Source organism: Woeseia sp. D3-10 (genome assembly GCF_055809415.1).
Map to the genome: position 1 here is coordinate 3,145,639 of NZ_JBVVTW010000007.1, position 22,089 is coordinate 3,167,727.

The 22,089-nt window shown below is 54.7% G+C and carries 14 protein-coding genes; 4 read left to right on the forward strand and 10 right to left on the reverse strand.

Annotated features, from left to right (window positions below; translation table 11 throughout):
• Nucleotides 1-15: 15 nt before the first annotated feature.
• Nucleotides 16-2,067, reverse strand: coding sequence for a TonB-dependent receptor domain-containing protein (locus AC0L8N_RS14540; protein ID WP_473668428.1), 2,052 nt, complete (start codon nt 2,065-2,067; stop codon nt 16-18).
• Nucleotides 2,068-2,849: 782 nt separating this feature from the next.
• Between AC0L8N_RS14540 and AC0L8N_RS14545 the strand changes: the two genes are divergently transcribed.
• Together AC0L8N_RS14545 and AC0L8N_RS14550 are read left to right on the forward strand one after the other, a co-directional pair.
• Complete coding sequence (locus AC0L8N_RS14545; protein WP_473668430.1) at nt 2,850-4,337, forward strand: SulP family inorganic anion transporter; 1,488 nt, start codon at nt 2,850-2,852, stop codon at nt 4,335-4,337.
• A gap of 10 nt (nt 4,338-4,347) precedes the next feature.
• Nucleotides 4,348-5,199, forward strand: a complete 852-nt coding sequence (locus AC0L8N_RS14550) for a universal stress protein (protein ID WP_473668432.1) — start codon at nt 4,348-4,350, stop codon at nt 5,197-5,199.
• A 346-nt stretch (nt 5,200-5,545) separates the two neighbouring features.
• Here the strand turns inward: AC0L8N_RS14550 and AC0L8N_RS14555 are convergent, their stop codons facing one another.
• From AC0L8N_RS14555 to AC0L8N_RS14570, 4 genes are all read right to left on the reverse strand, one after another.
• Nucleotides 5,546-5,926 (reverse strand): CapA family protein, encoded by a 381-nt coding sequence (locus AC0L8N_RS14555; protein WP_473668434.1) that lies wholly within the window; start codon nt 5,924-5,926, stop codon nt 5,546-5,548.
• Nucleotides 5,927-5,950: 24 nt separating this feature from the next.
• Nucleotides 5,951-7,831 (reverse strand): CocE/NonD family hydrolase, encoded by a 1,881-nt coding sequence (locus tag AC0L8N_RS14560; protein WP_473668436.1) that lies wholly within the window; start codon nt 7,829-7,831, stop codon nt 5,951-5,953.
• A 2-nt stretch (nt 7,832-7,833) separates the two neighbouring features.
• Nucleotides 7,834-9,228, reverse strand: coding sequence for a YfcC family protein (locus tag AC0L8N_RS14565; RefSeq protein WP_473668438.1), 1,395 nt, complete (start codon nt 9,226-9,228; stop codon nt 7,834-7,836).
• A 110-nt stretch (nt 9,229-9,338) separates the two neighbouring features.
• Nucleotides 9,339-12,056, reverse strand: a complete 2,718-nt coding sequence (locus AC0L8N_RS14570) for a TonB-dependent receptor (RefSeq protein WP_473668440.1) — start codon at nt 12,054-12,056, stop codon at nt 9,339-9,341.
• A gap of 138 nt (nt 12,057-12,194) precedes the next feature.
• On the opposite strand from AC0L8N_RS14570, the gene AC0L8N_RS14575 reads away from it, so the two are divergent.
• Nucleotides 12,195-13,124: a LysR family transcriptional regulator gene (locus AC0L8N_RS14575; protein ID WP_473668442.1), complete on the forward strand. Its 930-nt coding sequence runs from the start codon at nt 12,195-12,197 to the stop codon at nt 13,122-13,124.
• A 160-nt stretch (nt 13,125-13,284) separates the two neighbouring features.
• Here AC0L8N_RS14575 and AC0L8N_RS14580 read toward each other — a convergent pair whose 3' ends face one another.
• The 3 genes from AC0L8N_RS14580 to AC0L8N_RS14590 form a co-directional block, all read right to left on the reverse strand.
• Nucleotides 13,285-15,660: a transglutaminase domain-containing protein gene (locus AC0L8N_RS14580; protein WP_473668444.1), complete on the reverse strand. Its 2,376-nt coding sequence runs from the start codon at nt 15,658-15,660 to the stop codon at nt 13,285-13,287.
• 205 nt (nt 15,661-15,865) lie between these two features.
• Nucleotides 15,866-17,425 (reverse strand): amidohydrolase, encoded by a 1,560-nt coding sequence (locus AC0L8N_RS14585; RefSeq protein WP_473668446.1) that lies wholly within the window; start codon nt 17,423-17,425, stop codon nt 15,866-15,868.
• Between the two features lie 210 nt (nt 17,426-17,635).
• A complete protein-coding gene (locus AC0L8N_RS14590) occupies nt 17,636-18,835 on the reverse strand; it encodes a CaiB/BaiF CoA transferase family protein (protein WP_473668448.1) in 1,200 nt (399 codons plus the stop codon).
• Nucleotides 18,836-19,032: 197 nt separating this feature from the next.
• Between AC0L8N_RS14590 and AC0L8N_RS14595 the strand changes: the two genes are divergently transcribed.
• On the forward strand, nt 19,033-19,860 hold the full coding sequence (locus AC0L8N_RS14595) for an HpcH/HpaI aldolase/citrate lyase family protein (RefSeq protein ID WP_473668450.1): 828 nt from the start codon (nt 19,033-19,035) through the stop codon (nt 19,858-19,860).
• A 60-nt stretch (nt 19,861-19,920) separates the two neighbouring features.
• On the opposite strand, the gene AC0L8N_RS14600 is transcribed toward AC0L8N_RS14595, so the two are convergent.
• Both AC0L8N_RS14600 and AC0L8N_RS14605 read right to left on the reverse strand, forming a co-directional pair.
• Nucleotides 19,921-20,982, reverse strand: coding sequence for a hotdog family protein (locus AC0L8N_RS14600; RefSeq protein WP_473668451.1), 1,062 nt, complete (start codon nt 20,980-20,982; stop codon nt 19,921-19,923).
• Between the two features lie 179 nt (nt 20,983-21,161).
• Nucleotides 21,162-21,923: a GntR family transcriptional regulator gene (locus tag AC0L8N_RS14605; RefSeq protein ID WP_473668453.1), complete on the reverse strand. Its 762-nt coding sequence runs from the start codon at nt 21,921-21,923 to the stop codon at nt 21,162-21,164.
• Nucleotides 21,924-22,089 lie beyond the last annotated feature (166 nt).

Sequence of the window (22,089 nt, forward strand, 5' to 3'; positions counted from 1 at the left end):
GCGACAGGCGAGTGATCAGAAGCCAGCGCTAAGAGTTAGCCTGATATCCCGGCCGGTTTCACGCAATCCGGCAACCGTTTCCCAACCTGGAATTGCTGAGTAGTCGCCAACGCTGGAGTGATCCCGGTAGGATTTGTCGAATACATTCTGCACGGCGAATGACAGGTACCAACTATCGCTTGAGGTTGGCTGCCAACGGGCGTAAACATCGTGGACGGTATAGCCAGGTTTATTGATCGTTTGCAGATCATCAATCCAGCCGATATCCATAGCGCGGTGCAAGACCTCAATATCGTCAAGGCCTGCGACCGCGATCGTATTCCAGCCCAGCTCCAGCCGGTCCGATGCTTCGACGTTAATGCCGACTGTCAGCGTGTCGCCGCGCGCGTTACCGATGCCGTTGTATTCGTAGCCTTCCACTGTATGACCGTTGATTTCCGATGTGGTCTTGCTATAGGCGAGATCGAAACGAACACGATCCAGCTGGTAGCCAAGACCAAGTTCAAAGCCATCGGCTTCATAAGACCCAGTATTTTCGTAGTACGTGGAATCTTCGGGCGCAACGCCGCCACCGATCTGGTCACTGATGACGTCGTCGATTTCACTTTGGAAGTAGACCGCTGAGGCGAACCACTGATCGTTGCGGTAGGTAAGTCCGATTTCAGTGTTCGTCACGTTTTCCGGTCGTAACGACGGATCGATTCTCAGCCGCCCCGGACGTTTCTCGAGCGTGAAGGCATCACCGATTTCCTTGCCGCGCATGGCCTCAGCGTAGCCTATGCTGAAGGTCAGCTCGGATGTCAGGTCATAGTCCAGCCCGATGTTGCCGGACCAACCGTTTGAACCGGTTGATTCGTCATACGTCAGTTGCTCGAAATCGTAGTCGTCATAACGCATGCCGAAGCTAAGCAGTAACTTGTCGGTGGCCTGAAAGTGATCCTGGATGTAGGCCGCTGTAGCGGTTCCTTCTTCCCTGAATGAACAGGTGTTGGCATCCCATGCCCATGCGGCACAGATCGCCGCGCCATCCAGATAGGAACTGACAACTTCATCATTGCGCTGTTCGATGCCGTAAGTAACGCTGTGATTGCCCAGACGAGACGTGTTGCGAATATCAAAGCCGGTGGTCTCGATATCGGCCCCGTATCGTCCCCAACGGCCTGTGACGTTCTGGACAAAGTCTGATTGGGTTGAATAGAGCGTCGTTTCAATATTGACGGCATCACTGGCGTCGATCCGGTAATTGGCAACAACCGTTTCGCGTTCTCCGGTACCCGGATAGATTGGGTCGCCCTCGAGTGTCGGCCAGTTGGGACGTTGGCCGAATTCGCCTTCTTCGTCGCGCAATTCATAACTCAGGGAAAGGTACTGCTTGTCACCAATGGCGCCACTAAGCTTTAAGAAGCCCAGTTTTTGTTCGGCGGAGGTGGCAAGCAATTCGTTGCCGTCGCCGTCGTCCATGTTTTCGCGGTTGACGTATACGTACGATCCCAGCAGGCCCCAGTTATCAGAGAGCCGGCCGTAAGCGGTCGCGCTGTAGCGTTGCCCGTCGTTGCTAAAGACACCCACGCGTGCCAGCCCGCCGAAGTTATCGCCTTCGTCGAGCAAGTCGTTCGCATCCTTGGTCAGAAAACGGATGGAACCACCAATAGCACCGAATCCTGAGGTGGCCTCTCCGGCACCTGACTGTACCGAGACTTGTTTCAATAGCTCGGGTTCGATTTTGACCCGGCCAATATGGTGAAACAGCGTGCCGGTCTGTGGTGCGCCATCGACCGTTACGTTCAGCAGCGTGTCTTCCATGCCCCGAACGTAAATTTTCTGGGCGATTCCAAGCGAGCCACCAACTGAAACGGACGGCACATGCCGAAACAGGTCCTGCAGGTCGTTGACCTGGTAGCGCTCAATCTCAGCCGCTGTAACGTCAACATTGGTGATTCGTCCTACAACGGTAATCTGTTCGATTTCTTCGCTGTCAGTCTGGGCGGAGACGATAGGAGACGAGACGAGCAGCGCGATGGCTGTGGTGCTGGACAGGAATCGGAGCGAAATGGCCTGTAGATTCATTCAATTTACCTTGATTTTTCCGGCAGTTATTTTGCGAATGATTCTTATTTGCATTCAAGCAAATGTCAATAGGGCAAAGCGGGAAATTCCGTCGTGGCCATCAGAACCCGCAATTCGTTGGCGATCTATTGCTGTTTGAGTAGCTCCGGAACTGTTGTCGTGTGCAACGCAGAGGGCTGACGGCATGCACAACCGTGCACACAGTGGGCACAGTAGATACTGGAAGGCGGCGCAGACACTGGTTCAGCCAGTGATCAACGGGAGCGGGCAGAGAGGCGTGCTGCTTATCTTGAGAGCGTGCCATACAGTCATTTCACCTGACTGCTGTGTCCCCTGTTGTCAGCAACTTCGAGCCAGGGCGAGAGCGTGGTGCGGTTGCGATTTCTCTCCGATCATCCTGAATCACAGGTCAGCAATCTGAGCTTTCGGCGACGCCCGCTCCGAGGTTCCTGCCCGAGGCTGTGCTTGAACGTTGGAAAATTGTCCAGACCGGGAAATCCCCGGTCGTACTGCGCCAGTCCGGCTGTTGGGGGTGATATAGGTTCGCGACTCACTTTGAGACTCGTTTCATCGCATTTGACACCACGATAAGGGTAATATGGCGCCGCCGTCTGCCGCTGGCTGTCATTCGCGAGCTATCTCATTTCGGCAGTAATCGTCGGGCATCGTGTGCCTGACATTAATGGCAAAAATCACCGTCTTTTTACCTACCGCTGAGTGACCGAGCCCTTTCGCGCTCGGCTTCGTGCGGTATTGCTAGCAAATCTACTATTGGGTTTTTTATGTTTGAGAAAATGAAACAAGATTGGCTTTCCAATATACGGGGAGACTTACTTGCCGGCACTGTCGTTGCATTGGCACTGATCCCTGAAGCCATCGCGTTTTCTATTATCGCTGGAGTTGACCCAAAAGTTGGCCTCTACGCCTCCTTCTGTATCGCCGTCATCATTTCAGTCGTGGGCGGCCGGCCGGGTATGATTTCTGCGGCCACCGGCGCTATGGCGCTGCTCATGGTCACACTGGTCAAAGATCATGGGCTGCAATACCTGCTGGCAGCGACCTTGTTAACCGGTGTCTTTCAGATTCTTGCCGGGTATCTGAAGCTGGGTAGTTTGATGCGTTTTGTTTCTCGCTCCGTTGTCACGGGCTTTGTAAACGCACTGGCCATACTTATTTTTATGGCGCAATTGCCTGAGCTGACGAACGTGACCTGGCACGTCTATGCAATGACAGCGGCAGGGCTGGCAATTATTTATCTGTTTCCGTACTTACCGGTTATCGGCAAAACCATTCCATCGCCCCTGGTATGCATTGTTGCGATAACTGTCGTGGTCGTAACGCTGGGTATTGATATTCGAACAGTGGGCGACATGGGGCAACTGCCTGATACGTTACCGATCTTCCTGTGGCCTGAAGTGCCGCTGAATTTCGAAACCCTGATGCTGATCCTGCCATATTCAATTGGTTTGGCAGTGGTTGGTTTACTGGAGTCGATGATGACGGCAACGATCGTTGACGATTTAACCGACACCACCAGTGACAAGAATCGCGAATGCAAAGGCCAGGGCATTGCAAACATTGGCGCCGGCTTGTTTGGTGGCATGGCCGGTTGCGCCATGATTGGTCAATCAATCATCAACGTTAAGTCCGGTGGGCGCGGCCGATTATCGACTTTCACGGCCGGCTTGTTCCTGATCATACTGGTCGTGTTTCTGGACGAGTGGCTCAAGCTGATACCGATGGCTGCGCTGGTTGCCGTCATGATCATGGTTTCAATAGGCACGTTCTCCTGGGGTTCGATTAAAGACCTGAAGAAAAACCCGCGTTCAAGCAGTATCGTTATGATCTCAACCGTTATCGTAGTGGTCGCAACACACAACCTGGCGATGGGTGTCTTGGTTGGCGTACTGCTCGCGACCCTGTTCTTTGCCAATAAAATCGGCCGGTTCATGGTCGTTAAATCGGATCAGTCCAATGATGAAGTGCATGTCTACGAAGTCATCGGCCAGGTGTTTTTTGCGTCCTCAGAACAATTCATCGAGTCATTCGAGTTTAAGAATGCGGTCAATAAAGTGGTAATTGACCTGACCCATGCGCACTTCTGGGACATTACGGCAGTCGCTTCGCTCGATAAGGTCGTGATCAAATTCAGACGAGACGGTGCGGAAGTGGAGGTCATCGGGATGAGTGAGGCGACAGAAACTATTGTCGATAAGTTCGGTGCCCACAACGACCCCATTGCCGTCGAAAAACTGTTGGCTGGCCATTAAGGAAAAAAACATGACAAAGATTATTACCTGTATAGATGGCTCAGCTTACTCCGACGATGTTTGCAATGCGGGAATCTGGGCGGCACAAAAACTGGACAAGACCCTCTTGTTCCTGCACGCAATCGAAAAGCGCAACACAGCTGCAGCGGAGGACTTGAGCGGCTCTATCGGCCTTGGTGCCCGCTCGGCATTGCTCAAGGAGCTGGCTGCACTCGACGAGGAGAGGGGCAAACTCGCACTTCGGGTTGGCCAGGAGTTGTTGCATCACGCTTGTGAAATCGCGCAACAGAAGGGGTGTGAACGCATTGAGAAAACCCAGCGACATGGCGGTATCGTAGAGGCGATTTGTGACCTTGAAGCAGAGGCGCGTCTGGTCGTCGTTGGCCGCTCAGGAGAAAGTCACAGCCATGACTTCAAGGCGCTCGGCTCCCACATCGAACAGATTATTCGGCAAGTTCATGCGCCGGTTCTTATTGCCAACAAGGGCTTCGCGGAACCGAGTAACTTTGTACTCGCCTATGACGGAAGAGAAACGGCGGATAAAGCGGTCCAACGGATAATCGACGGCGGCTTACTGCACAATCTGACTTGCCATCTTGTTTCTGTGAAGAACGGTAAGCCTGACTTGCTGGATAAGTTCAAGAAGACAGAGTCAATGTTGTTAGAAAGTGGTTTTGAGGTGAAGACCAGCTTGCTGGACGGCAATATTTTCAGTTCGTTAATGGATTACAAATCCAAGAATGATGTGGACATGCTGGTCATGGGAGCCTTTTCCCGATCAAAGATTGCCCAGGTTTTTCTGGGCAGCAATACGATGAAGATGTTAGAGAACACGCATTTGCCGCTGGTAATCTTGCGGTGATGTTTTTCATGCGTGTGCCGGTCTTGAATGCCGTAGCAATAGCATAATGTGACCTTTTCGGGTAGGAAACGCTTTGTCGTCACCGATGCGCAACTGCGTGCAAATTTTCGCACTGAGCCGCTGTAGCCATTCAAGAATGCGGCGCGCCATGGTGGATACATACGTCAGCACACGCATTCACACACTCCCGGACAGATCGTCGTGACTATTCCTGGGTCACGCTCGTGGCGCTATGCCACTAGTAATTGTGCAGACACGCAATAACATAGTCACCGTTGTTTGCTTCTTCGACAGACCCGAGTATAAGTTCTCGGTCTTCGGGACTGACCTTTCCGTCCGGGTCTGGTCATAACTCATTTACGCCTGCAGGATCTCTTGTTGTCGATGCAAGCTCGTTGATCTTGCTGCTGACGGCTGCTACGAGCGCGACTCTCGGGTCATTACTCAAGTAACCGGGCGCCGTCACTTCCGCGATACTGGCGCGAGTGCCTTCGTAGGTGAAAACGGCCGCGGCAACGGCATCGTGGGTTGTAACGACTCCGTCGGAACTCAATTTCAATGCATGGCTATTGCGAAAGGCAAGCATATCGCAGCCCATGGCTCTCCGGCAGTCGAGTGCCGCTGATTCTGCGGCGTGCAGGAATTCATTCTCGCGAGTTCCCTCGTAATTCAAGCTGGCGAGGGTGCGATAACTGCGTTGAACTTCGATAGCGGCACGATCGCACATGCAAGTTGGCGAACGCCGGTAGCGTCATTCTTTGCGGCAAACAGGCAGGCGTATTTGCGACGGATACTTGCGGCAACACCAGATTCGGTTGCGGGCGACTCTTGCTGACGTGGCATTTCCTACGGGTTCAGCGGTGTTCGGGTTGATGTCGAAGTGCGGGTAGTTACTGCTGGATATATCGATGCGCAGACAGTGTCCTTTCCGAAACAAATTGCTGGTGGCGAACGGTTCGATACAGATTTTGTACACTTCACCCGCCTGCATGAAGCTCTCGCGGTCCCAGCCGTCGCGATATCGCATGCGGAAAATGCCGTCAGTAATATTCATGGCATAGCCGTCGGGATAGTCATCGCTTGGCGGATAGCAATCTATGAGCTTGACGGTAAAGTCTGTGTCCGGACAGTCCGATGATACCCACAATTCGGCCTGCAGCTGGCCAGTCACAACCAGGTCTTCCTCAAGCACGGGAGTCTGAAATACCAAAACATCGGCTCTCGCGGACAATGGGCTGCCGTCCACCTGATCAGCATACGTAAATATCGATTCGCTGACGCGCTGGTCAAACGCGCCATCCAGCATAACCGGTTGGCCAGAGGTTAGTGCACCGCCGATGGTAGGTACCGGATCGGCGGGGTCGTAGCGATACTCCACGCAAACGTCGTCTTCGGTTGGTGACGCGACATTCATGCTGCCATCGTGATGCAGGTAGTACGATTCCAACTTCACTTCACGCGGTGGCCAACTTGCCGATTGACGCCAGTGTCCGCCATGCGCCATACAGCCGGAGGGTAGACGTTGACCGTTACCACCGCCCATCTGGAAATAACGAACGCCAGCAGTCAGAGCATCACCCGTATTCGGATCGTCGCGCAAGTATTGATCGAACCAGTCAAGGCGTAGCTGCCGATAGTTGTCGGCGATATTGCCGTCAAGGAGCGAGTCGCTACCAAAGTCCACATTGCCCGCATAGCTCACGGACCGACCACCGTGGGTCCACGGTCCCATCAGCAAAGATACGGGCGATTGTTTACGTGTCGACAACTCGGTGTAGTTGCGAGTACAACTTAGCACGTACGGGTCGTACCAGCTGCCGACGATTGCGATGGGAATATCGGGGAACTGGTCGTAGTAGCCTTCGGCGTACAGCCCGGGTTGTCGCCAGTAGTCGCTAAAGGTACCTGCCTGCCACTGCTCGAACAGGTACTCCTCGTATTCCGGCGCCGCAGCCAGTGGTGAGTGGCCTGAGTGCCACGGCATGTTCCGGAACCATTGGCGAATATCGGTTTCACGCAATGCCTGCTCTCGCGCCGGATCGTCCTTGGTGGCGGGGCTCAGTAAGGCATGTTTGTAAGCCCACGTGGCTTGCTTCAGTTCAAAGGCACCGCCGCGCCGGATGCCACCATGATAGGCACTGGAAAACCCGCCCGAGTCAAGAAACATGGTGGCCAGGCCGGGCGGGTTGAGACAGGCCATAGCGCTCTGTACATGCGCGCCGTAGGACACGCCCATGGTGCCAATTCTGCCGTTGCACCACGGTTGTTCGACCAGCCAGGCGAGCGTGTCATAGCCATCTTCGGCCTCATGCACGTATTTTTTGAAGTCACCCTGCGAATCATAGCGGCCGCGGCAATCCTGCATGACGACAACGTAACCCTGGTGTGCAAACCAGGTCGCAACATCCGGTCGGGTCGCCGATTCTTCAATAGTATGACTGCGCTCGGAGCGACTGACGCAGGTCTTGCCGTACGGTGTGCGTTCCATAATCACTGGCAGCGGCTGCTCCAGCGACTGACCATTCAGAGCCGGCGAATAGATATCCGTTGCCAGACAGACGCCATCGCGCATTGGCAGCATGACATTGTGCTGCACCGATACCTGTGTATAGAGCCGGTGTTCGTCTGACACGTTTAATACCCGATCTGAACCGCAATTCCAAGCAGGACGATGGCTGTGGCAATGCAGACAAGCCATAACCAGAACACAAATCGGGCCCAGTCGAGCCAACTGACTTTCGCCGTCGCGAGATAGGCAAGCAAGGTTCCGGATGTTGGCGTCAGAATGTTCGTGATTCCGTTGCCGAATAGAAATGTCAGTACGGTTGTTTGCGGCGCGACGCCAGACAGTTGCCCGAGTGGACCGAGAATCGGCATGCTTATCGCCGCTTGCCCGGACGTTGATGGAATTACGAAATCAACCAGCAGTTGAGAGACGAACATGCCAACTGCGGAGACCAGAGGACCGTGATCGCCGATCATGCGGGTTAGCCCGTGCACGATGGAGTCCAGTACCTGGCCTTCTTCGAGCGTAATTGCCACGGCTGAGGCTACGCCGATCAACATGCACGCCATCAGAATCTTCTTCATACCGCCGACAAAGGCTTCAGCGGCTTCGCTCGCACCGATACCACCGATCATGGCGAGTACCGCACTCAATGCGATGTAGTAGGCGGACAGTTCATGGTGCTGCCATTGCCATTGATTGGAACCGTAAACGAGGAACGCGACGCCGCTGGCCAGCGCCAGCAATACCAGTTTGTGACGCAATGGAAGGGTGTGCGGGTGAAACTCGGCGACCTGTGTCTGGCCCGTGTCTTCCTGTCGAATCTTCAGCAACACAAACACTATGCCGATGAACAGAAAGACGAAATAGCAGACGAGTCGAAATCCGGCACCACTGAATATTTGCAAACCGACGAGCGGTTGCGCGATGGTCAGTGGCACCGGGTTGCTAACTGAAGCGATATAGCCAGCCTTAACTGCAACTGTAACGATCGCAAGCCCGATCAGGTTCGACATACCCAATCGATTCGCCATCATGACCATCAGCGGTATCACCAGTAGGTATTCGGATGCGAGCCCGAGAAACGTGCTGCCCGCGGAGAATACGACCATCAGAATTGGCGCGAGGACGTAGAGATTGCCGCGCACGCTCGACAACAGCTTTTCGAGCCCGGCATCGATGGCACCGGTGTGGGTCAGAATACCGAACATGCCGCCGATGATCAGCACCATGAAGATCAGGCCGGCCATGCGTTGCAGACCCTGCGGAATGCTCAGCAGGGCGCCGGCGATGCTTACCGGTTTTACAGTATTGTCGGCTTCCGCCGAGTCGACTCTGAACAGGTTGGTCACGGACCGGTCTTTCTCAAGCGTCTGGTAGCTGCCGGGAACGACCAGTTTGCCGTCACGGACATAGGATCCGGAGTCGAGGATGTAGGTCAGCGCAGTGGCCAGAGCGAGTATCCCGAGCAAGACTATGACCGGGTGCGCGTGCCGTACTTTCACGTCTTTGTTCATAGTCATTTTGTGAATCGCGTACTAATAGGTCGCATTTCTTCCTCGCCGGAAACGGGTGGCAAACGGATAATCAGCATCCGGCTCTGTGGCGGAACCGGATGCTGCAGGCTTGACCGCTAGTTTATCGTCGAGGTCAGGCGCAGGTAGATAAATGTGCCCTGGGGATTGAAGCTCTGGATATCAAAGTTGATGTTGCTGTTGACCAGTGAGATTGGCGGGTCCTGATCGAACAGATTATCGATGCCGAGTGTCAGACGGGTGTCGTACTTGTTGAACTGATAACCGGCCTGAATGTCGTGGTAGAACGCGGAATCAACCTTGCCCTGATCCGAGTCCTCACGGGTGCCGTGAATGTAGCGACCGCTCCAGCTTAAGTCCCAGGCATCGCGCAGCCACTCGACCGTCGCATTGGTACGAACGCGGGCGTAGTTTTCGCGGAACAGTTGTTCGCCGGCGAGATTGTCTACGTTGAGCGAGCCGTCCGGGTTGCGAATGGTCAATACGTACTCGTCAAGGTAGGCCAGGTCGAGTTTGTAGGTGAAGCTGCCTACGCGAGTGTCAGGCATTTCATAACGGGCGCTGAAGTCCACGCCGCTGACCTGGGTGCCGCCGATGTTCACGCCACCGTCGATCACGTTGAGGATTTCGCCGTTAGCGGGATCGCGGCTAATCAGATTGCAATAGCGATCAAAGCTGGCGCACTCATTAAGTATACGTTGCGTACCGAGCGAGGTGATCGTGTCGGTGATGTCAATGTCGTACCAGTCCAGTGCAAAGTTCAGGTTCTCATTCCACGCAGGCTGGTAAACAACACCAATCGTCATGGACTCGGACTCTTCCGGTTGCAGCAGTGCGTTCGCACCAACTGTTGCGGTGACGGCGTTGGTGTTTTGTACGTAGCTGCCGTTGGCCGGCACACCTTGTGCCGTACAGTTGGCTACCACGGTCGCCGATGCGCCGGAGTTCAGCAGGTCAGAGCAAGGGTCCATGGCAGGCAGGTTGGTGGAACGTGCGCCGGCATAAAGTTCGCTGATTGACGGTGCCCGGAAACCTTCGGCAAATGTAGCACGCAGGTGTAACGAGTCAGTGGGGCGGTACGAGAGTCCCAACTTGCCATTAACAGTGTCTCCGAAACTGCTGTAATCCGAGTAACGGGCCGCGAGATCAAGTTCCAGGGCATCGAACAGGGGTACGCTAAACTCTACGTACATTTCGTCGAGTTCGTACTGACCATTGGTGCCGATACGCGGTGCACTGCTGGTTGAGCGACCGTCAGCCGGATCGAAGTTGGTCGGCGGCGCATTCACTTCACCATCGGGAGTGTCGTAAGCGCGTTCACGCCGATGTTCGAAACCCGCCGCGAAGCCTACGGGTCCCGCTGGCATCTCAAACAGATCGCCAGTGATGTTAAAGGTGAAGTCATCCTGACTCGTGCCGTTACGATCTTTGGCGTTGACACGTACGTACTCGAGCATCGCGGGCGTCATCTGACTTGCAGTACCGAAGATGTTAAACGGTACGCATCCCTGCGCGGCAGCACAGCGATCGTTGGGACCCAATGCAACGGCAAGTCTGTCCACATTGATCTGGTTGTGGGATATGAAGGTTGCATCGTTCTCAGAGTAGGTATAGCCAACATCCCAGTGCCAGTCTGCGAAGGCTTCACCTTCCAGGGCAAAGCCGACACGGAAGGTGTCGACTTCCTGCTCATTGACGCGCTGGCCCATCGCCGCCAGTACGCGATTGATTTCGAAGTTTGCGCCTGACAACTCAGCGCCAAAAGGGTTGTACGGGTGATCGGCGGGAATAATCATGCCGTCACCACCGCGGATACGCGGAGCAACTTCAGAAAACAGCTGATCCGATTTGCGCTTGTTGTACATCGCATGTGCAACAGCAGTGATCGAGTCAGTGAGGTCATAGCGGCCTTGTGCATAAAGGTTGGCGAGCTTGCGCGGACCCACCAGGTAGTTGTGGTGAAAGCCGTTGTAGAGATCGTCAGGGCTGGAGAACAGGCGGAAGTCGCTCGGATCGCTGCCGTCGGCACCGTCAATCAATGTGTAGCGCTGCGAGTCGGAAGGGCCGAGCCGGTAACGACCCTGCGCGGTTGTCGTGCTCAGAGTATTCAGCGGTACGGCTGAGAAGCTTCGGTCTTCGGTGTAAATCGGATCGCCTTCCACGAAACTGACGTTGACGAAAGATGATGAACGGTCATTGCTTGAGCCAAGGGTCAGGCTGACGTTCTTGGTCTGGCCATCACCCTCACTGGTGGCGCCGGTGTACAGCTTGACCTGCAAACCATCGACGTTCTTGCGAGTGATGATATTGACGACGCCGGAAATGGCGTCGGAGCCGTAAATGGCAGAGGCGCCGTCCTTCAAGACTTCGATTCGCTCAACGGCTGCCAGCGGAATCGTGTTGAGATCGACGAAATCACGGAAGCCGCGTGTGCCAGCTCCGCTAACCCAGCGTCGGCCATCGACGAGTACCAGCACGCGGTTACTACCGAGGTTCCGCAGGTTGATACTGCTGGTTCCGTGGGCCGTACCGGCGCTGCTGTTCTGGTTCAGACTCGCGCCCGCAATCGGCATCTCCTGCAACAGATCGCCAATGGCGGAAAGACCGCTGCGGTCGATGTCATTGGAGTCCATAACTGCGATCGGGCTGGCACTGTCAAAAGTATCGCGCCGGATGCGCGAGCCGGTTACCTGTATTTCTTCAATAGCCGGTTCTTCCTGCGCGATTGCGGCCCCCGCCGGAATCAAAGCTGCCGCCGCGACGCTGGCAGTTGCCAATAAGGCAACACAAAATCGATCGAAGAAGTCCCCACTCATCCTGCTATCCCCTATTTAAAAAGTTGGACCACGCGCGTTCTGTGATCGTGGCCGACTGTTGATTTCGGCGGAGTCTACAAAGGGGTTGCAGGCTATACAATCTGATGCAATTTGCTGATCCCGTGATAACATTCTGTCATGCCTGTTCAGCTCTCCACAACGAACCTGAAAAGCCTGATCTGCTTTCGCACGATAATTAATTCAGGTTCAGCAACGGCCGCCGCCAGCGAGCTTGGGTTGACCCAGCCCGGAGTCAGCCGATTGCTGGCCCAGCTCGAAAAACAGATCGGCTTCCATTTGTTCGAGCGCAGCAAAGGCCGCTTGATTCCGACTCAGGAGGCGTTGTTCCTGTACAAGGAAGTAGACATCGCGTTGCAAAGTATCGAACGGGTGGAGCAACTGGCGAAGAATCTGCATGACGCAGATTTCGGTGAACTCAAAATCGTTGCCCCGCCAAGTTTCGCCGAGTTATTTCTCTCGCAGGTCGTTAGCGAGTTTCTGCAGAAGCATCCGAACGTGCGTATCAGTCTCGATTCGCACAGTGCTGAATCCGCCAAGGAGATGGTCGCTTTACGTGCCGTGGATTGCGGCTTTGCCAAGATGCCGATGGACCATCCTGCGCTGGATTGCATACCTCTGGTGCGGGCGAACACGATTTGCGTCATGCCGCCAAAGCACCGACTGGCGGCGAAAATAACGCTCAGTGTTGCCAACCTCGATAACGAACCTCTGGTTATGCTGGCCAAGGGCCGGCCTTCACGGCTGTTGATCGATGACGCCTTTCGCGCGGCGGGTGTGCGCATGAATGTGCGCGTCGAGACACACACGGTCGGGTCAGCATGTGCGCTCGCCAGCAATGGTACTGGCATTGCTCTGGTCAATGAGATGTTGGCCACCGGCTATGCCGGTAGAGATCTCATCCTGCGTAAATTGAAGCCGAGTATTTTCCACGAGTACGCTTTAATACGCCCAACTGATGCGGCGATGACCCGGGTCATGCAAAAGTTTTTCGAGTACTGCCAGGCGTTTTTCAAAAAGCAGCAGGAATCGTACAAAATTCCCGCCTAGCGTCAGAATGGCTTCTGCAGGCTTCTGCAGGCTTCTGTACCCGTTCGAACATCCATGTCGTTGGCCGGATTCATGGCCCTGGAATTTAATAGGCATTTCGTATCCGGCACTCATTTGGCGGGTGATAAACCGGGCATAATTTGTCAGTCGTGCGTAAAGCCTAGTTACCTGTCATAGCACTGCAAAGTGGATCAACGCCCAGGCCGACCGCGGTCATCTGTGCGTTCAATGCAGTCTCCCCAAGAATGACGGCAAAGGCGACTTCGCTTTGCAAGACGCCGGCCGCGGACAAGAAGCCCAGCGTTTGTGATGTGGCGGCGGCACCCAGTTTCATGCCGCCCGCGGCGAGCAGGGTGTTGCCCGCGAGACAGCAGGCCAGCATGGATGGATTGTTCGCATAGGCGTCTTCGCAAGCATCCGCCCCATAGGCAAAAAAACCAACGGTCAAAACGCCGCACACGACTTTGGTGACTCCGCCTACAGTCAGCGTTTCAGCCGCCGCCTGGCCGCCGTACGTACCCATCCCCAGCGTTTGTCCGGTTTGTGCATTCACGCGCCACCAGCGCGGTTGCGTTTCGAACGCCGACATTACCAGGGTGCCGGAATGCTGCAGGTCTGCCGTCATCCTATCGCTGCTGGTGAGCGGCACTCCGTTCCGCTGTGCCCAACCATCGATTCCTGCAGCGTCGGAGATGGTTTGTGACAACGGGCTGTTCATCCATGTGTCTCCACCGCCTACGCCAGCCAGGTATTCTTCCGCCAGCGTCTCGCGCACGCCCTGACGCAGGTTGTTCTGCGGCGCAATCTCTACGGCGTCGCCCTTCAGCTGCAAGGCCATAGTGCCGTTGTGCACTATGTCCACGATCTGCAGCATGCGCGCATTCTTATCGTGGTTGGTCTCCAACCGCGTCATCACAACCAGTGGCGACTGGCGTGTAACCATTGCGGTGGCCGTGGGTTGAGGTTCGAGTAACGCGCCCATCGTTCGAATGTCTTGCCATGCAAGCTGCTCGTAATCGCGTTCGAAAGCGGAGTGTGCTGGGACTTCTTCCTTCTGCATGTCGCCCTGACTCAATGCGGCGACGTAAGGCACTCGCGTGATGAAGCTGGCGTTGGAGAGGAGCACAGAGCGCAGGTCACGCGCGCCGTTTTCGCGCCCGGTGCCCACATCAATTACGGCGCTGGTGAGCAGTTCCCGGGTTGGATCATCCGGCATCGTTTGTCGGAAATCCACGACTCTGCGTCGTTCTGTGCGGGTTTCACCGCCGGGTGCCGTGTGCGTGATTATCATGGTCACGCCGGTCAAGCGGGGGCTGGCATCGTCTGTGCCGCTGGCGCTGTTGATGCCATCCAATGCAGAACCCAGCTTGCCGGCGACTGTCGCAAATATCGCCGGCCCTGCAGCCGCATCCTCGGCCGCTGCCGTCATGCCCATCAGGGTAAAGGCCTTGGCGCCGGGAGCGAGATTGCCATTGATGACAGGAATGAAATAGCCGGCTTGCTGGCCATCCGGCGAGGGTGCCTGATTCGGGCCGATTTCAATCACGGTCTGTTGGGTGGCAAAACTGGCCACCGTGCCACGGTAGGGCTCGATGATGGACTCCGAACTGTAGGCGTTGTTACTGCGTCGTTCGATTTCCAGTTCGATAGTCAGGTAGTGGACCCATTCCTCCGGTGCTTCTGTTTTCGCATAGGCGACAGCTTTGACGGCTGGTGCAGCTTGCTCGCCGAACGCGGGATGCACGGCTTTCCATGGCTCGTTTGGCGAGTCTCTGTATTCGACCCATGCGTAGGATTTCGACAACGCAGCCAGCAACTCGTCGGCGCTGGCGGAGTTGGCTACTGGTACGCCCTGTTTTGCCATCGTCTGCAGAATGTTCTCACTGACGCTGCCGATGCGCCGTTCGAAAGTAGCGGCATTCGCTCGACTGCTCGCGTTTGAGTCTTCCTTTCTTGCTTCTTCAAGTGCGTCTGCGGGGAGAACGTCAGCGAAAGTGCGCTCGACAGTTGCCGGCTCTAGCGGGGTCTGAAAGGGTTCACGGGGTTCGAACGCAAGCCGCAGAAGTCGCTCGGCTTCCTGTTTCGTTAACGGTCCCTGCACGACTCTGGCATCGCCGCCCATCGTGTTGATCAGCGATACCAGCAACCCCGCCTGATCCCAGGCCGAACCGGCGCCTGCAGACAATGTGCCATCGGGGCCGCGCATAATTCCGTGATAAGGGTCGAACGCCACGTTGCGGGAGACGTAGTCAGCGGCAGCGTCGAGTTCGTAATCAAGCTGGTCCGCGAGCCCTTCGATTTCGTAGAGCTCGCTGGGAATGGTGTCGGCCAGCTCGCGGTATTGCTCGGCGATTCTCGCCGCTCTGTCGCGATGCTCTTTGGGCGCCATGTACTGGTCGGTTGCCGCGAGTGCCGTTGTTGCGAGCACGCAGCACAGTACTGCAGATGAGATGAACGTACTACCTGCTACTGCAAAAGAGAAAGGGTGTTTCGTATTCAGCTGGCGGTTGGTATTTGTCGAAGTTTTAAAGTTCATCTTATCCGCACCCTCCTAGGCTTCACTAATTGGTATGGCCAGTCTATATGGCGACCGGTACTGCGGATATTGTAGTGTAAACGTTACCCGGTGAAGAATACGACACTGGTATTAGATGCTTTGTCAATTGAGCCGGGCGCGTATGAGCAGTGCGCTGTTGGCATTTGGTTGTTTCACTAATTTCAGCTAGGACAACGCCAACTTCCTAGGGTTTATCAGGTTTCGTCAGCTGCGGATAGTCGATACCCAGCTGTTCCAGGTAGGTGTTATAACGCTCGGGATCATAGTAAAGCGGTTCAAGTTGGTCGCGATACTTTGCCATAATAGCCGCGTTTTTTTCGATCGGTGGCGCATCGTTCGGGCTAACGAACGACTGATAGACTTCCTCGGCCGTTTGCTCATCACGAAAGTAGGCCCACGCTTCGCTTATCAGTTCGGGCTTTTGCATGAGATCAAGCAGAGTTGCCGCCATGACTTTCGCGCCAGCTGTCGCACCTTTGTGAGCAATCGGTGTTGCCATCGCCATGGAACTCGACCAATGGTGATATTGTAAGCCGGCTACATTCGACGGGAATAGAAGCTTTACAGTTGGAAGACTCCAGGAAACGTCACCGATATCATCCGAACCACCAGGCTTAGGTTCCTCACGAGGGGTTCGGATGCCTCGGAGCTCGGTAGCTAGGCCGGTAATGCTATCGGCCTCCATAAGTTCCTGCAGTGCACGTGCAAATGTTTGATCATCCTCAGTCCATTCGGGCAAACCGACGGCCTGTATGTTCAGGTCCATCGCTTCGGCAATGGGACGGTTAAAGTGTCGTGGATATGCTGCGCCGACGATACGTCGGCTGACCGTTGTATCCGTCATCATTGCAGCACCCTCGGCAATGCGTTGCAAAGTGGCAAAGTTCTCGCGGATTTTTTCCGCCGTTATCTCGCGAACGAAATACCAGACTTTAGCTTGCGATGGCACAACGTTTGGTTGGTCACCGCCATCGACGATGACATAGTGCGATCGGCCGTACGGGTGCATGTGTTCACGGCGAAAATTCCAACCGATATTGGTTAGCTCAACGGCGTCCAGTGCGCTGCGTCCAAGCCATGGGTCGACTGCGGAGTGTGCGGCTATGCCATCAAACGTATATTCAACTGACACCAGGCCGGTGCCAGTCGTTTCTCCCCAGTCCGTGCCCATGTTGTTCGAGACGTGTGAAAACAGGACCGCGTCGATGTCCTTGAAGCGACCATCCCGAGCAAACCACGCTTTTGAACCTAGCAGCTCTTCCGCGATGCCGGGCCACAGAACTATTGTTCCAGACATGCCTTCGCGTTCCATTAGCTCCTTAACCGCAATGGCGGCGGTGATGTTGACGGCCTGACCCGAATTGTGGCCCTCGCCATGCCCGGGCGCTCCTTCGATCATCGGTTCTCGGTAAGCAACTCCTGGTAGTTGGGAAGATTTCGGAATGCCGTCGACATCCGAGCCGAGCGCGATTACAGGGCTGCCGTTGCCCCACGTTGCCCACCATGCGCTTGGGATGCCGGATATATTGGTCTCAATCGTAAAGCCGTTGTCTTCGAGGATCTCTGTCAGGTATCGCTGTGTCTCAAATTCCTGAAAGCCGAGTTCGGAGAATGAGAACAGGCTGTCAACGATTTCCTGAGTTAGTTTCGCTTTGGCGTCGATGCGCTTGGCCGCTTCGGATTTCAGTCCGTCGAGTACGGGGGGCGGCGAGGGTGCGTCATCGTTTCGAGCGGCAGTTTCCACAATGGTGGTTCGTGAGTCGGGTTTCTCTGTGGAAACAGTTATTGCAGTTTCAGTAGATTCTTGTTGATCATCCGATGAGCAGGCCGGGGCCAGTGCGACTAGAAACAGGTATAACATTACGCGTGTCATTTTTTCCCTCTATTCACTGGTTCGAAAATACCGAAACTAGCGCGATGGCATCCGTCTGGGTGTTGCAGTTCAGGTATTGTTTTATTGAATGACTTTCAGCACTTTCAACTTTTCGATACGGGTAGCACTGTACCCAAGTTCCACAAGCACGGCGTCTGTATCTTCTCCCAAAGAAGGTGCTGCTTCCGGAGAAAAGCCAGAATCTATATGCACAGGAGGCTTGACGGCACGGAGTGACGCACCGCTTTTCGTCGCGTAGTTCAGAATTCGACCCGTAGAGGTTACGAAATCATTACTCAAGGCCTCATCAACTGAAAGCAATGGAGCGGCGGGCACGTCTCTACCGAAGATCTCAATCCATTCCTCAGTTCTTTGAGTGCTTAGAGCCTCATCCAATACTTGCGTCAGTTCATCACGATTTTCAAGTCTGGCCGAAAAATCGCAGAATTTGTCATTGCTCGCGAGGTCTTGGCGGTTGATTAAGCGGCAAAGATTCAACCAGAATTTATCTTTGTTGCACATTATGTAGATCCAGCCATCTCGAGTTCGATAGAGTTGGCAAGGCGCTATGGAAAAGTGTGCAGAACGCGGCGCTCGCTCCTGATTGTGACCCGCATTCAATGCCCACATCGCGACGTAGTTCAGGTTGTGCAATGCAACGTCGTATAGGCTTACGTCCAGATCTCGACCCTTTCCGGTCGCACGAGCATCAACTATGCCGGCAAGCAGTGCCATCGCTGCCGTTACACCCGATTGCAGGTCCACAACTGAAAGGCCGAAGCGTGCGGGCGGTGCGTCAGGCTCACCGGTGAGAGAAAAGTAACCGGCCTGCGCCTGCATCACATAGTCATAGCCGGGCCAGTCGGCGCGTTCATTTGTACGTCCGTACGCAGTCAGGTGTGCGCAAACAAGTTTTGGATTGGTTGACTTGAGTTGCTCGTAATTTGTTCCCAAGCTGTCAACTACATCTCCACGAAGATTCGTAAGCAATCCGTCACAGGTTTTTGCCAGTGCACGTAGTATTTCTTGCCCTTCTTCAGAACGGAGATCGAGGGCTATGCTTTTCTTGTTGTGGTTGAGCCCCTGGAAGAACAAGCTACTTGAACTTCGTTCCTCTCCGTCAACAAAATGCGGACCAACATTCCTGGAAATATCTCCGGAGCCGGGCGTTTCTATTTTGATGATCTCGGCGCCGAGCGAGGCGAGTTGCAGGGACCCGTAAGGTCCGGCGCCATATTGCTCGATAGCGATTATCCTCATGCCTTTGAGGGGGAGTGTCATCGGTTGATGTTCCTTTTTGACTTGTCCGGATGTCCATATATACTATCGGCATTAGCGTGAATGTCAAAGAGGTTTCTGCGTTGCGAGTGCAGCTGAATACGGAGAAATGCCCAGAGTCGGGAGTAACGTCAGTTGCAGGATTCGGGCAATATATTCGCGACGAAAGGCCATTCGCCGGTCGTCGCTGGAAAACCTGAATGTGCCGATCAATATTGTTCGTGCCCGCGATAAGGCCGGAACGATTTGCGAAGGCATTGGCTGCCGGGGCAGATAAAGTATGCATCGACCTGGAGGATTCGGTGCCAGCGGACCGGAAGGAGCAAGCGAGAGCTAATCTTCAGCTGTTATCACCGGCGCAATACGCAGATGATCGGTTGTGTATTCGACTAAACGCGCTGACAACCCAAGAGGGTATTCTTGATCTTGCGTTTTTTGCCGGCTCCGCGTTACTGCCGCCCAGTATTATGCTGTCGAAAGTGTCGTCGCCAACGGAGATTACAATTGCGCAAGCCGCGATTTCTTCGGCAGTGAAGATTCTTAGTTTGATTGAGTCCACGAAGGGTTTGAGCGCGGTAGAGGATATAGTTGCACACTCGGCAACGGCGGCGTTGATATTCGGCTCAGCCGATTTCGCGGCTGAGGTTGGTTGCTCTATGTCCTGGGAGTCATTGCTGTTCGCACGAAGTCGAATGGTCATTGCCGCATCGGCAGCGGGGAAGATCGTACTAGATGGCGTGTGGCCGGATATTGAAGATGACGGCGGCTTGATCGCAGATACGCAGCGACTTGGAAGTTTAGGTTTTGCTGGGCGACTGGCCATCCATCCTAGGCAAATTGCGGGTATTCACGCAGGTCTGTTGCCGACCGTCGAGGAAGTGTCGTTTGCGCAAGATGTGGTTTCCGCTTTTGAAGGGAGGCGGGGCAATGCGATTCAGGTGCAGGGAAGGTTTGTCGATCAACCAATCTATGAATCGGCAATACTGACGCTCGAACGAGCCGGCATTAGGGGCGTCCGAGCGTTTTGAGGTTCAGTGACCTCCGTTCAGTGCGTGCAGCCTGTGGGTGGTTTGTATGGAGAAAGGTTTTCAGTGGCCAACTCTGGCATAAGGGCCGCTATTTCGTCGATACACCATTAGTATGCGGTCATACGAGAGCAGCGTCTTGCCGGCACGGTCCAGGGCTGTCGTGGTGACTGTCAGTATTCCCTGATCCGGCCTCGACCGTGAGTCTCGTTTGTCGACTATTGCGGAATGACTTGCGAAAACCTCATCCGGGTACACAAGGCGACTCATCTGCACATTTTTCCAGGCGAGGTTGGCGACGACGCGGCCAAAAGTGCGTGTGGTCGAAGCCGTAGTCGCACCGATCGTGTAGCTTTCAGTCAGCGGAATGCTCACGTCAGAAAAGTATTCCTGCGCGAACTCCGGATTGTTGAATCGCGGGTTCCAGTCCATAGAGCGCCTCGCATGTTCAGAGGCTTCCGCTGCAGCGGTGAATTTTTTTGGTCGATGATGGAAGGTCTCACCAATGCAAAAATCGTCAAAATACAGCCCCGTCTGCTCGATCAACGCGCCGGACTCGTCCTGGGCATAGGCACTGAAGCGGTCCTCCGCGAGATTGAACTCTGCCTGAATATCCCGATGAGCGGGGTACTCGCCGCGAATAAAGATAGCCACCGTGAATTCGACGACCAGGTATTCGACTCTATTCTTGTCAAATGCTTTGCATCGAACGGTTACGCGTCCGCAGGCACCGTCAGTATATTGCAGTGCGAGAACTTCGCTTTCTGAATACAGTGTCGTTCCGGCATAAAGTGGATTGGGCATGCTGATAGCGGCGATTGACACGATCCGGTCTTTCCGGGCAAAGGTCTTCCATGCCATTCCGAGACACTTTTGCAGGGTCAACGTGCTGACGCCTAGGGGGCGTTTGAACTCCGTGTTTGCGGCGTAATCCGCATCGTAATGCAGTTGCGCCGCATTGAAGGTATCCAGCGCTTCGTCTGCGATGTCCTGTTGGGAGATTGTTACGCCCGGCCAGTGCCGGAATACCTGGCCAACCTCGAATTGTTCGAAGTCGAGGCCGAATACCTCGAGGTATTCTTTGTTCCCGAGTCGCGCGTAGGCTGACAGAGTTCGATTGTTCATTGGGGAGTCTATCCGACCGAAATGGGTGTGCGAGTGGCTGCGGGGCGGGCCGCGCAGCTGCGAAATAGCGCAGCCTTAGCATAAGGCATACGGACGTATAGTCGTCCATATCTCTTTTCAATGCAACGTCGGTTTCGCGCCTTGTTACCGCTGCGTAGTTAGAGGGCCGGTTGCCCGCCTTAGTCTGGTTGGCGTTTTATCTCGAAAGTCAGTCGCGCGTGTTTGCCAGCATAGACATTGCGGACGTGCAGGAAAGGACCTTTGGTCGTGTCCAGGTAAGTACGTTGGACCAGCAGACCCGGGGATTTTCCCGCAAGTCCAAGTGCGCTGGCCTGTTTGCGATTCAGCGAAACGGGTTCGATAGTCTGGTGGATTTGCCCGGTCCTCACGCCGAACGTATTTTCAATAAGCCGGCCTACGGTTCCCGGCCCGCTGCGGGCTGTCAACTTCGACCTAATTGTTGCAAAACTCTCTGGGATAAATAATTCGACCGTCGAAACTGGCTTATTGCCGGTTTTGGTGATGTGTCGCCCATCAACATGCAGATATGGTGCGCCTTCCTTGCAGGCGAGAAGTTCGGCTACGACTCCATCCGCCACCCGGTCATTCATGCTTTCGACTTCAAGGGTCAGACTCTTTGCTGACTTGAGAAAATCACTCACAGAGTTAAAAGAAAAGCCGAACTCGCCATCAGACGGCTTCCGGCTGATTACTTCGCAGCCGATTCCGTGTCGGCTAATGACCAGGCCTTGTTTCTTGAGTTCTTGAACAGCCTGGCGTGCTGTAAAGCGGCTTACCCCATAGGTTTCACACAAGCGGACCTCGGTAGGAATAAAGTCGCCGGTCTTGTACTTGCCGGATTTGATCTTTTTGGCAATTTCATTGGCCAGAACCGCATAACGGGACTGGCCTTTGGGCCATTCAAACTCAGAGCCACTCATTACTCATTCCTGTGTAAGGTTATATGGTCGACCGGTTGTCAGACGCGAGCGCTACTTTAACCTAATTTTAAGAGGCGTTGCATACCAGCATAGTACGCGATATTGGCCGGTTGCTACCGGTGTCCCGTGGTTTATAGCCCTCTGACCCACCCGCCGGAGTGTTGCT